We start from the raw sequence: 12,351 nt of genomic DNA, 5'->3' as shown, positions 1-12,351 counted from the left end.
CCCCATGATCGGCGGTACAGGTCCCGGCGGCCGGCGACGCGCGCCAAGGTGACCAGGAGCACGACACCGGCGATCACGTAGGCGTTCGTGAGGAGGATGGTCGGGTCGCGGTGGTGCGGCCAGTTCTGATCGTGGGGCGTGATCCACCAGACGGGGGAGGCCACGAACAACACGTAGCCGGCGAGCGCCGCTCCGACGTACCGGTGTGAGGCTCGGCCGTCGGTGCCGTTGGTGGCGAGCCAGAGCAGCGTCGGCACCGCCCACACCCAGTGGTGACTCCACGAGATCGGCGAGACCAGCAGTCCGGTGACCGCGCAGGCGAGCAGGCCCGCGACGGGCTCCCCGCGCCGGTGCAGCCGCACCGCGAGCGCCAGCCCGGCGACGGCGACGGCGGCCACCATCAGCCGGTGGATCTGGATTACCGACGCGCCGTCTCCCCAGATCCGGGTCATCGCGCCGTACAGTGACTGGTTGCCGGCGTACGTGACCGAGCCGATCCGGCCCGGATCCGCGAACACCCCGCCCCAGTAGGCGCGGGACGCCGCGGGTGCCAGCGCGAATGCCACGGCATGGGCCGCGAGAAACGTCCCCACCGCTCCGATCGCCACCCGGCGCCGGCCGGCCAGCCACAGGTAGGCCACGAAGATCAACGGAGTCAGTTTCACCGCCGCGGCGAGACCTGTGAGAGCACCCGGTGGCAATCGGGTGAACGGTGTGGACCGTCGCCCGGGCCCGGCATCGAGCCAGACCGCCAGCATCAGCAGGATGTTGACCTGCCCGAAGATGATGGTGCTGCGAACCGGTTCCGTCGCGAGCGCCGCCACCAGCAGCAGCGGCGGCGCCCAGCGCGAGCCCAGTGCCCGCCTGGCCCCGGCGGCCCGCGCGGTGCCGGTCGGCGGGATGAGCCAGGCCCGCAGCCTGGACAGCAGCAGGATGAGTGCCGCGACGGTCAGCGCGGCCCAGACAACCTCGGCCAGCCCCAGTGAGATGGCGGCGAACGGCGTGAACAGCACCGCCGCGATCGGCGGGTAGGTGAAGGGCAGGCCGGCCGCCGTACGCACCTGGTAAAGGGCGGGCCCGTCCCAGACGGCCTGCCCACCCAGCCGGTAGACAGCGAAGTCGGTCTGCGGCTGCGGTGCGATCATCACCGTGAGCACCACCAGCGCGGCGGCGACGCCCGTGGTCACGACGGGCGCCGTCGGTCGCGCCGAGGCGACCGGCACCGGTCCCGGGCCTGCCGTCTCCCCGTCGGGGCAGGCGGTACCGGTTGCCGGGCGCATGGTTCTCGCTTGCCGCATGCGTTCGGCATAGCACCCCGAGGCGGTCCGCCAGCTGGGAGCCCGGCAGCCACCATCAGCCGTTCATCCCGGCGCCATCCGCCGGTGGCCGTCGGCGCTGAGGCAGGACACCGCGGGCCGAGGCAGGACACCGCGGGCCGGGCCGGTGCCCGTGGGCTCCGACATCCTTACAGGACAGGTATTGTTCACCGGGTGGTCCCGGGCGCGCCGCCTGTTGGCGAGGTAGAAACGTCAGGCTTTGTACCGGAATGGACAAGATAGAGGACACCGCGCCGCACGGAACCGCCCGACCGGGCGATCCTGGTCGACGCCGTTCGTCGTGCATCGGTGGGGGCGTTGGCGGACGCCTCGACGGAGGCGCCGTCCTGCTCGCGGGATGTGGGACCGCCGGATCGGTGCTGGTGGTGCTGGTAGCGGGGCGACTGGCCCTGCAGCCCGGAGTCGTGACCCCGTCACGCTGGTTCGGGCTGCTCGACCCGGTGCCGCTCGACCGCCCCTCTCCGCTACCCGCTTTTATGATCATCGGGGTGGCGCTGCTCGTCGGCGCATGGTTCCGGTTGTGCCAGCGCGCGCACCACGGCGACCTGTCGGTCCCGCGGATAGGCCTCATCATCGGCTGCTGGGCCGTTCCGGTGCTGCTCGGCCCGCCGATCCTCAGCCTCGACGTCTACTGCTACGCCGCGCAGGGGACGATGCTCGCCGCCGGGCTCGACCCCTACGCCACCGGGCCCACCGCGCTCGGCGCCCGCCCCGTCCTGCTGGCCGTCGATCCGATCTGGAGATCAGCGCTGTCGCCCTACGGGCCGGTCGCCCTCGGCTACTTCCGGCTGGTGAATGCGCTTGCGGGCGGTGACGTCCTGCGCGCGGTCGTGCTGCACCGGGTCGTCGCGGGGGCGAGCGTCGTCGTGATGGCGGTGTGCGTGGTGCGGGTGTCCTCCGTGGCGCGCCGGCCCTGGGCGCTGGCGTTCTGCGCGGGTAGTCCGATCGTGCTGCTGCAGCTCGTCGGCGCGATCCATCTCGAGGCCATCCTGCTGGCGCTGCTCGTCGGCGGTCTGACGGCGGTGTACCGCGGCAGGCCGGTGCTCGGTCTCGTCCTCATCACCGCGGCCGCGCTGGTGAAGTGGCCCGCGGCCTTGGTCGTCGTGGTGGTGCTGGTCTGGCGGTCGGTCAGGGCAGTGAGTGCCGCTACCGCCGCGACCGCGGCCTCGGTCGGATCGGGTCGGCGTGCGGCCCAGCTCCGTCGCGTCGGTGCCGTCGCTGGGCGGGACCTCGCCGTCGTGGCGAGCGTCGTCGTGGTGCTGTCGAGTCTGGTACCCGACGGCTTCGGATGGCTGCGCGCCGCGCGGACACCGGCCGCCGGACTGACCCTCTACGCCCCGACCACCTGCCTCGCCGATTTTCTGTCCGTCCTGGCGAGGATGGCCGGATCGGCGATGCGCTTCGAGGATCTGGTGGGACCCACCCGGGCCGCGGGTGTGGCCGTCGCCGCCGGGATCTTCGTCTGGCTGCTGGTGACCGTCCGCGACCGTGAACCGCATGCCACCGCCGGGCTGGCACTACTCAGCCTGGCCCTGCTCGGACCCGTCCTCTACCCCTGGTATCTCACCTGGGGCGCCGTGCTCCTCGGCCTGACTGGGCAGGCGCCGCGACGGGTGCTCGGGGCGGTCACCGTGGTCGGCTCGTTCCTGGCCCTGCCGCACTGCGAGCTATTGTTCGTCGATCACCCGCAGGTTGCTCCCTGGTTCGTCCGGCAGGGGCCGATCGTCCTGCTCCTCGGCTTGACCTGCGGCATCGCCGTGGCCCTGGCCGCCCGGCGTCGTCCTACCAGCGTGCCCTGAGCGCGGCGCCCGTTCCGTCCGTCGCCGGGTCTCACGCCTCGTCGGCGGCTCGGCGCAACTCCTCGATGTCGAGCTTCGACATCTTCAGCATCGCCTGCATCGCCCGCTGGGACCGGCCCGGGTCGGGATCGTCAAGGAGCTCGGGCAGGGCCGTGGGCACGATCTGCCAGGACAGCCCGTACCGGTCCTTGAGCCACCCACAGGGTCCTGCCTCGCCACCGTCGGTCAGCCGGTCCCAGTACTCGTCGATCTCGGCCTGGGAACCGCAGCCGACCTGCAGCGAGATTCCCTCCGAGAAGGTGAACTCGGGTCCGCCGTTCAGCGCGACGTACTCCTGACCATCCAGTTCAAACCGGACGGTCATGACCGTACCCTCGGGACGGGGCCCGGCCGGGCCGTAGCGGGTGATGTCGACGATCCGCGAGTTCGGGAAGATCGACGTGTAGAATGTGGCTGCCTCCTCGCCCTGAGTATCGAACCACAGACATGGCGTGATTGCTGGCATCCTCCGGCCCTTCCTGTCTGTATGAGAAGCGCGCGGCCATTTCCCGCACGAGCTTTTCCCGAAAGAGCTTTTCCCGAAAGAGCGTCGTGGTACCCCTGGATCAGGGGCGAAAGCGGTCCGGGTCGGCCGCGGCCCAGTCCGCCGCCCAGTCCGCCGGCGGCTCGGCGAGCAGTTCCCCGGGTCCGAGCCACTCGTACAGCTCGGCGTAGCTGCGGGTGTCGGTGTGGGTGACCCGGCGCATCAGCATCCCCGGGTGCAGCTGTTCGGGACCGGCGCAGCCCAGCGAGGCGATCACCTGCACCGCCTGGGCCACCGTGGCCTGTTGGTAGCGGCGTACCCGCTCGCCCTTGTCCGCGACGTCCACCGCGCGGGCGCGGCGCGGATCCTGGGTGGCCACCCCGACCGGGCAGGTGTTGGTGTGACAGCGTTGCGCCTGGATGCAGCCGACCGCCATCATCATCGCGCGGGCCGCATTGGTGTAGTCGGCGCCCTGGGCGAGCCGTTTGACGATGTCCACCCCGGTGGCGATCTTGCCGCTCACCCCGATCCGGATCCGGTCCCGCAGGCCGACGCCGACGAGTGCGTTGTGCACCGTCATCAGGCCCTCGGTGAGCGGAGTGCCGACGTGGTCCTCGTACTCCAGCGGCGCGGCGCCGGTGCCGCCCTCACCTCCGTCGACGACGATGAAGTCGGGGGTGATCCCCTCCGCCAGCATCGCCCGGCAGATCGCGAGCAGTTCCCGCCGGGACCCCACACACAGTTTGAATCCCGTGGGCTTGCCGCCCGCGAGCTCCCGCATCCGGGCGATGAACAGCACCAGTTCCCGCGGAGTCGAGAAGACCCGGTGTCCCGGCGGGCTGACACAGGTCACCCCGGCCGGGACACCGCGGGCCCGCGCGATTTCGGCGCTGACCTTCGCCGCGGGCAGGATGCCGCCGAGGCCGGGCTTGGCGCCCTGGCTCAGCTTCAGCTCGACCATCCGGACCGACGGAAGAGCTGCCTTGTCCTTGAACAGCGCCGGGTCGAAGTCGCCGTCCGCCGTGCGGGCACCGAAGTAGCCGCTGCCGATCTCCCAGACGAGGTCGGCGTGGTAGCGCAGATGATGCTCGGTGAGACCGCCCTCCCCGGTGTCGTGAGCGAAACCGCCCGCCGCCGCGCCGCGGTTCATCGCGAGCACGGCGTTGCCCGACAACGCTCCGAAGCTCATCGCCGAGATGTTGAGCAGCGCCATGTCATACGGCCGGGTGCAGTCCGGGCCGCCGATACGCACCCGGGGCGACGGGGTACCCGGCGCAACCGCCAGTGGCACCGTCGAATGCAGCAGGTACTCGTAGCCGACCGCGTTGACATCGCGCTCGGTGCCGAACGCCTGGTCGCTGTGGATGCCCTTCGCTCGTTCGTAGATGCTCGTCCGGATGTCGCGGTCGAACGGGCGGCCGTCGTAGTTGCGTTCGATGAAGTACTGCTGGATCTCCGGCCGGATGGACTCCAGTATGAAGCGGAGGTGGCCGAACACCGGGTAGTTCCGCAGGATTGCGTGCCGGCGTTGCGTGACGTCGTGGACGGCCAGGGCGAGCAGGGCGCCGGACACGGCGGCGGCCCCCCACCAGCCCGCCGACCACCACAGCCCGGCGGCGATCGCCGCCGCCATGAGCCCCGCCAGGGCCGGCCCTATCCCGAACGAGAACATCGCGATCGCGATCCTTCCCTGCGCCGGCCGTGCGCAGGCTGTGCGCGGGCCGCGGCCGGCGGAACCCGGCCGATCTGCCTGGACCCGTCGGGTCCGGCGCCTTCGACGCTATACGCCGGACGGTTCACGGAGTGTTCCAGGGCCGTGCCGCGGCCGCGGGGACACGCAATGGGCGGGGACCCGCAATGGCAAGCGGGCCGTCGGTGAACAGGGTGACTCCCTGCTCACAACAACTTTCACAGTACTCCGGAATGTCCGCCTCTTTCCCTGGGGGCATCGGACGGATAGTCGCCGCCGCGTTCGTCATCCTCCACATCGAGCACACCAGGACGACCTGCCTGCACATCGCCACGACCCGTTACGCGGAAAGGCTTGGCGCTTGGCGCTTGGCGCACCGTGCACGGTGCACGTGTCGCTGCGCCGGAAGACCTCTCGTCCGTGCGAGCATCGGTCCGGCTCGGGTGCGGCCGCCACACCAGAAAATTCGAGACTCCGGGAGTACGACAAGACCACGATCATGCCGTTAGGCCCGCTGGTTTCAACTGCTCGGCCCCATGCACCCGGTCGCGGTTGTCCGCTGAAATTCCTAAGACCGAAATAGCGACTCTTTTGCGCCGAGAGCCCCTCTCGACCATAACGAGAAAGGTGGATTTTTTATCCGATCACTGCGCCTGATGACCGCTGTCGGCGTGGACAAAAAGCGGTAGACGTCATCAAGCGGTAGACCTCATCGAGGGCCGGCATCATTGAGGTGTGCTCGAAGGAGCGGCACCACATCGTCCACATCCTGGACCGGGATGACGGTCGGCAGCGATGAATCCTGGGCGTCCACGGCCCAGGTGCCGAGACCGATCACCGTCTTCCCGGCCCGGAGCGCGAAGGAGATCTCACTAAGTGTTCCCCAGCTTCCGCCGACGGCGACCAACGCGTCGCTGCCGCGGACGAGCAGGCCGTTGCGCAGCTCGCCCAGCCCGGTCGGGAGGCTGACGGTGAGATGGTCGTTTCCCTCGTCCCGGGACAGGCCCGGCAGCAGCCCGATCGTCGTCCCGCCGACCGATCGGGCGCCCCGGCAGGCCGCTGCCATGACCCCGCCCAGGCCCCCGCAGACGACGTACCAGCCGACCTCGGCGAGACGCCGTCCGATGGACTCGGCGGTGGCGACCTCACGGACGGTGGCCTTGGCCGGCCCGATCACCCCGATGTAGACCTCGTCCCGCCGCATCCGCCCGTCCCGCCGCATCCGTCGATCCTCCCGCCGGTGAGCCGGTCGAGCGACCGCGCGCCGCATCGGACAGCCACATCGGACAGCCACATCGGAGAGTCCGCGCCCTGCACGCTTCGTCACGTTTTATCGAGGCCCGGCGGGATAGTAGAGACCCTGTTGGGGCCGCCGGCCCCGCCAGCAGGGCCGACGGACCGGATGGACGGGCCGGACGAGACCGGGCGAGAGTGGTCGTGGTCGAGTGGTCGTGGTCGAGTGGTCGTGGTCACGCAGGTGGGCCGGGGCGAGGCGTCGGGTGGCGGCCGGTACCCGGCGACGACAAGGGTGGGGGTGCAGGTCCGTGGCGAGTAGTGCGGGATTCTTCCCGAGGCGGGTCATAGCTGTGACACGCATGTGTAACCGGCAGGCCGTAGCGTAGCCCGCCATGAGCGACGCACGAATCGTGGCCGTCGGCGTCGAGGAGGAATTTCACATCCTCGATCTCACCACCCGTCAGCTCGTTCCCAGGGCCGAGGAAATCCTCCGCCGGCTCGACGGGGACTCGTTCTCCCCAGAGCTATTGAAATCGGTTGTCGAGACGAACAGTCAGCCGACGGCGGATCTGCTGGAGCTGCGGACGAACCTGCTCGATCTGCGGCGGCGACTCGCGGAGGTGACCGGCGAGCTCGGGCTCGGGCCGGCCGCCGCGGGCACCGTGCCGATCGTGGACATGGATCTGCTCGACGTCTCCCGGGACGACCGTTACGAGCAGATGACTGAGGACTACCAGATCGTCGCGCGCGAGCAGCTCATCTGCGGCGCTCAGGTGCACGTCGACGTGGCCGACCGTGACCTCGCGATGGCCGTCGTCGCCTGGACCGCGCCGTGGCTGCCGATGCTGCTGGCGCTCTCGGCCAGCTCGCCGTTCTGGATGGGTGCCGACAGCGGCTACGCGAGCATGCGCACGCTGGTGTGGCAGCGCTGGCCGACCGCGGGGGTCGCCGGGTCCTTCCGGACCGCCGCCGAGTACGACCAGCTCGTGGCGGACCTGATCAAGTCCGGGGTGATCAGCGACCCGGGGATGGTCTACTTCGACGTCCGCCCGTCGGCCCACCTGCCCACCGTCGAGCTGCGCATCTGCGATGCCTGCCCGGACGTCGACAACGTCATCCTCATCGCCGGGCTGTTCCGGGCGCTGGTGTGCCAGGCCATCGAGGAGATCGAGGCCGGCGGCCAGGCCCCGCCGCCGCGCGCGGAGCTGCTGCGCGCGGCGACCTGGCGGGCGGCCCGGTCCGGCCTGGAGGGCGACCTCGTCGACATCCTCGGTACCGGCCCTATACCGGCCCAGGCCATGCTGCGCCGGCTGCTCACCGAGGTCCGCCCGCAGCTCGAACGGTTCGACGACTGGGAGCTCATCGACAACCTGGCCGAACAGGCCGTTGGCCGGGGCAGCTCCGCGCACCGCCAGCGCCGGGCCTTCGCCCGTCGGGGTTTGCTCACCGACGTCGCGGATCTGGTGCTGGCCGAGACCCGCGACGTCCCGCCCGCGGGGGCGGCGGCCGCGCTGGGGAGCGCGCCCGCCGTGTCCGCCTCCGACCAGATTGCGCCGCGGCTGCTCGAGCGCTACCAGCCGACCGGGTACGACGAGATCGTCGATGCCCGCGGCGCGGTCCGTCCCCAGTACCGGGCCGTCATGCGCACCTTGGAACGGCTCGGCCCGGGCATCCTCGACGAACGGGTCGGGACGCGCGAGGCCGAGCAGAACGACCGGGGGATCATCTTCCGGGCCTCGGGGGACTCCACCAGCCGTCCCTTTCCGTTCGACCTGGTCCCGCGGATCATCGCCGCCGACGACTGGACGACCCTGACGACCGGGCTGAGCCAGCGGGTCCGGGCCTTGGAGGCGTTCCTGCGCGACATCTACGGCGAGCGGGCGGCCGTCGCCGACGGGATCGTGCCGGCCTGGGTGGTCAACGACGCGCCGAGCCTGCGCCACGGCGGTCGCGCCGCCGGCCCGGACGCCATCCGGGTGACCGTCGCCGGCATCGACCTGGTCCGCGGCGGCGACGGCGGCTGGCTGGTGCTGGAGGACAACCTGCGCGTCCCGTCCGGTATCGCCTACGCCATGGAAGGCCGGCGGCTCGCCGAGTCGGTGCTGCCGGAGCTCGGTCCGCCGGCCGGCATCCTGCGGCTGGACGGTATACCCGCCCTGCTGCACGAGGCGCTGGTCGCGGCGGCCCCGGCGGCGGCCGCGGGGGAACCGGCGGTGGCCGTGCTGACCGGCGGGAAGAGCGACGCGGCGTACTTCGAGCATTCCCTGCTCGCCGAGAAGATGGGCGTTGCGCTGGTGGAACCGGCGGATCTGCTGGTCGACGACAACGACGTCGTCCACCGGATCGACGGCTCCCGGCGGTGCCGCGTCGACGTCCTTTACCGCCGGATGGACGAGGACGACCTGTTCGGCGCCCTCGGAGCCGACGGCACCCCGTTGGGGCTCCCGCTGCTGCGCGCGATCCGGGCCCGCCGGGTCGGCATGGCGAACGCTCTGGGTAACGGGGTGGGTGACGACAAGGTCGTCTACGCCTACGTCCCGCGGATGGTCACCTACTACCTGGGCGAGCAGCCGGTGCTCGACGACGTGCCGACCTATGTCTGCGGTGACCCGGAGCAGTGCGAACACGTGCTGGACAACCTCGATCAACTGGTGGTGAAGCCGGTCGACGGGTACGGCGGGTCCGGCGTGGTCATCGGGCCGCGCGCCGAGCCCTACCGGCTCACCGAGGTCCGCGAGCGGATCTTGGCCGATCCCCGGCAGTGGATCGGCCAGGAACTGGTGTCGCTGTCGACCCATCCGACCTGGCACGACAGCCATCTCGAACCCTGCGCGGTGGATCTGCGGGTCTTCGTCTACGCCGGGCGGGAGCCGCGGGTGGTGCCCGCGGCGCTCAGCCGGGTGGCGCCTCCCGGCAGTCTGATCGTCAACTCCTCGCAGGGCGGGGGGTCCAAGGACACCTGGATTCCCCGCCGTTAGCCGGTGATTCCCCGCCGTCAACCGCTCCGTGACAGCTACTCTCCGTAGTCGGATCCAGGATGGCCCCGTCTTCCGTCGCCGGATGCTCCGTCGCCGGATGCTCCGTCGCGGGTGCGCTGCGGTTCCGCGCGGGGTGCGCTGCGGTTCCGCGCGGGGTGCGCTGCGGTTCCGCGCGGGTTGGCGACCGAGGGAGTTGGCAACATCGCGGACACTGTTGTGAAATCTCCGTCCTCGAGAGTGAGGTCGTCATCAACGGCTGCGGTATCGGGAAGGAAGCCCCGGGGAATGGATCTCGCCTGACTTCATCGATCGACGGGAGCGCACATGTGCGGGCTGAGTGGCGAGCTGAGATTCGACGGCCGGGGAGCGAACGTCGACGCGGTGGTGCGGATGACCGCGACGATGGTGCCGCGGGGCCCGGACGGCGTGGGAGTGTGGTCCGCCGGCCCGGTTGCGTTCGGGCACCGTCGCCTGAAGATCATCGATTTGTCCGAGCGCGGTGCCCAGCCCATGGTGGACAACGAGCTCGGCCTGACCACGGTGTTCAACGGGTGCATCTACAATTATCAGGAGCTGCGTGACGAGCTGGTCGCGGCCGGCTACCGCTTCTTCTCCACCTCCGACACGGAGGTGATCGGCAAGGCGTACCACCGGTGGGGGAGACGCTGCGTCGACCACTTCGCCGGGATGTTCGCCTTCGCCATCGCCGAGCGGGACAGCGGGCGGCTGATCCTCGCCCGGGACCGGCTCGGCATCAAGCCGCTCTACCTCACCGGGAACAGCGAGCGCCTGCGGTTCGCCTCCACCCTGCCGGCCCTGCTCGCCGGCGGCGGTGTCTCCTCCGACATCGACCTGGTCGCCTTTCACCACTACCTGTCGTTCCATTCCGTGGTGCCCGCCCCGCACACGATTCTGGCCGGGGTGCGCAAGCTGCCCGCGGCGACCGTGCGGGTGGTGGAACCGGACGGCACCTCGACCGACGACCTGTACTGGCGTCCCAGCTTCACCCGCGATCCCGCGCACGCGGACTGGACCCCCCGTGACTGGCAGGACGCGATCGCCGAGCGGCTGCGCCTCGCGGTGCGCCGCCGGATGGTCGCCGACGTCCCGGTCGGCGTGCTGCTGTCCGGTGGGCTGGACTCCAGTCTGATCGTCGCGCTGCTCGCCGAGGCGGGGCAGAAGGATCTCGCGACCTTCAGTGTCGGGTTCGAGGCCGTCGGCGGCGAGCCCGGCGACGAGTTCGTCTACTCCGACGTCATCGCCCGGTATTTCGATACCGACCATCACCAGATCCGGGTGCCGGGGACGAGGCTGCTGCCCGCCGTCGACGCGGCCATCGCCGCGATGAGCGAGCCGATGGTCAGCCACGACTGCGTGGCCTTCTACCTGCTCTCCCAGGAGGTCTCCCGGCACGTCAAGGTCGTGCAGTCGGGGCAGGGCGCCGACGAGGTCTTCGCCGGGTATTCCTGGTATCCGCCGCTGGCGGGTGTTGGGCGGACCGACGCCGTCGACGCCTACCTGCGGGTCTTCGCCGACCGACCGCACCGGGACCTGCCCGCGATGGTGGAGCCGCACCATCTCATCGAGGCCGATGCCAGCCGGCACTTCGTCGCCTCCCACTTCGCCCGGCCGGGCGCCGAGACCGCCGTCGACGCCGCGCTGCGCATCGACTCGACGATCATGCTCGTTGACGACCCCGTGAAACGGGTCGACAACATGACGATGGCCGCGGGGCTCGAGGCCCGCACCCCCTTCCTCGACCACGAGCTGGTCGAGCTCGCCGCCGCCTGCCCGCCGGAGCTGAAGCTCGCCTCCGGCGGCAAGGGCGTGCTCAAGAACATCGGCCGCCCGCTGATGCCGGTCGACGTCATCGACCGACCCAAGGGGTATTTCCCGGTGCCGGCGATCCGTCATCTCGACGGGCCGTTCCTGGACCGGGTGCGCGAGGCGCTCACCGATCCGGCGGCGAAGACGCGGGGCCTGTTCCGGCCGGTGTGGGTCCGGACGATGCTCGCCGCCCCGAACGACAACCGCACGACGCTCGGCGCGAACGCCCTGTGGCAGGCCGCGCTGCTCGAGATGTGGCTCCAGGCCCACACGGTCGCGTGATCTACGTAGGTCGCACGACCCACGTACGTCGCACGACCGAGTCGCATGATCCCTTGGAGTGACATGATCCGACCCGCGGTGGCGCAGCCGGTGGTGGGACGGCCGGCGGTGGCGCGGCCGGCGGTGGCGCGGCCGGCGGTGGCGCGGCCGGCGGTGCCGCACACCGTCGACTCCGGGCGTCCCGGCGATCTGTCCGACGCCTGGGTCGCGGCGGCGAGCTGTCGCGCACCGAGTACCGGCCCGCATGGTCGGCTCGCCTTCGTCGGCGATCGCGGCGGCGCCCCCGCGCTGTGGATCCGGGACCCGGACGGCCGGGAGCGCCCGGTCGACACCGGCCCCGGTCAGGTCCGGGCGGTCCTGTGGTCGCCGACCGACGACCGGATCGCCGTCCACGTCGCGCCGGGCGGCGGGGAGCTCACTGAGGTCCGGACCGTCCGGGCGGACGGCGGTGACCTGCGCCACCTGGCCGGCGGCGGGGGGCGGGCCGCCACCCCGGCCCGCTGGACCGACGACGGCCACGGCCTCGTCGTGACCGAGTCCGACCGCTCCGATCCGTCCGGCCGCACCGCCGCAGTGCTGATCGACTCCGGCGGGCGACGGACCCGCCTCGCCGCTGGAGTGGCGCTGCAGGTGTGCGACGTCGTCGCCCTCCCCGACCCCGCGCCGGACGGGACGGGGG

8 protein-coding genes are annotated in these 12,351 nt (G+C 71.1%); 4 read left to right on the top strand and 4 right to left on the bottom strand.

The genetic code is table 11. The annotated features are described in order from the left end of the window. On the bottom strand, nucleotides 1–1,187 hold a 1,187-nt coding region (locus AC08OP_RS11925), incomplete at its 3' end, for a glycosyltransferase 87 family protein (RefSeq protein ID WP_476614252.1). Nucleotides 1,188–1,546: 359 nt separating this feature from the next. Here AC08OP_RS11925 and mptB point away from each other — a divergent pair. After that, nucleotides 1,547–3,136, top strand: a complete 1,590-nt coding sequence (mptB, locus tag AC08OP_RS11920; RefSeq protein ID WP_476614251.1) for a polyprenol phosphomannose-dependent alpha 1,6 mannosyltransferase MptB — start codon at nucleotides 1,547–1,549, stop codon at nucleotides 3,134–3,136. Nucleotides 3,137–3,167: 31 nt separating this feature from the next. Here mptB and AC08OP_RS11915 read toward each other — a convergent pair whose 3' ends face one another. From AC08OP_RS11915 to AC08OP_RS11905, 3 genes are all read right to left on the bottom strand, one after another. Next, nucleotides 3,168–3,641, bottom strand: coding sequence for a VOC family protein (locus AC08OP_RS11915; RefSeq protein WP_476614250.1), 474 nt, complete (start codon nucleotides 3,639–3,641; stop codon nucleotides 3,168–3,170). A 100-nt stretch (nucleotides 3,642–3,741) separates the two neighbouring features. Continuing rightward, a complete protein-coding gene (locus tag AC08OP_RS11910; protein WP_476614249.1) occupies nucleotides 3,742–5,331 on the bottom strand; it encodes an FMN-binding glutamate synthase family protein in 1,590 nt (529 codons plus the stop codon). A 727-nt stretch (nucleotides 5,332–6,058) separates the two neighbouring features. Beyond that, the gene (locus AC08OP_RS11905; protein ID WP_476614248.1) at nucleotides 6,059–6,571 is read right to left on the bottom strand and encodes a TIGR00725 family protein; all 513 of its coding nucleotides are present in this window, start codon (nucleotides 6,569–6,571) and stop codon (nucleotides 6,059–6,061) included. Nucleotides 6,572–6,977: 406 nt separating this feature from the next. Here AC08OP_RS11905 and AC08OP_RS11900 point away from each other — a divergent pair, with 406 nt between their 5' ends. The 3 genes from AC08OP_RS11900 to AC08OP_RS11890 all read left to right on the top strand — a co-directional run. Continuing rightward, a complete protein-coding gene (locus tag AC08OP_RS11900; RefSeq protein WP_476614247.1) occupies nucleotides 6,978–9,563 on the top strand; it encodes a glutamate--cysteine ligase in 2,586 nt (861 codons plus the stop codon). A 324-nt stretch (nucleotides 9,564–9,887) separates the two neighbouring features. Next, nucleotides 9,888–11,672, top strand: coding sequence for an N-acetylglutaminylglutamine amidotransferase (locus AC08OP_RS11895; protein ID WP_476614246.1), 1,785 nt, complete (start codon nucleotides 9,888–9,890; stop codon nucleotides 11,670–11,672). Nucleotides 11,673–11,735: 63 nt separating this feature from the next. Further along, nucleotides 11,736–12,351: TolB family protein (locus tag AC08OP_RS11890; protein WP_476614245.1), on the top strand; the 616-nt coding region annotated here is incomplete at its 3' end.

It is taken from the genome of Frankia sp. CeRuru1 (assembly GCF_977966315.1).
This window is presented reverse-complemented; position numbering and strand designations above follow the sequence as displayed.

Coding starts and splice junctions, on each gene's coding strand:
- AC08OP_RS11915 (WP_476614250.1), bottom strand. CDS start 3,641: ATGCCAGCAATCACGCCATGTCTGTGGTTCGATACTCAGGGCGAGGAG.
- AC08OP_RS11910 (WP_476614249.1), bottom strand. CDS start 5,331: ATGTTCTCGTTCGGGATAGGGCCGGCCCTGGCGGGGCTCATGGCGGCG.
- AC08OP_RS11900 (WP_476614247.1), top strand. CDS start 6,978: ATGAGCGACGCACGAATCGTGGCCGTCGGCGTCGAGGAGGAATTTCAC.
- AC08OP_RS11905 (WP_476614248.1), bottom strand. CDS start 6,571: ATGCGGCGGGACGGGCGGATGCGGCGGGACGAGGTCTACATCGGGGTG.
- AC08OP_RS11895 (WP_476614246.1), top strand. CDS start 9,888: ATGTGCGGGCTGAGTGGCGAGCTGAGATTCGACGGCCGGGGAGCGAAC.
- mptB (WP_476614251.1), top strand. CDS start 1,547: ATGGACAAGATAGAGGACACCGCGCCGCACGGAACCGCCCGACCGGGC.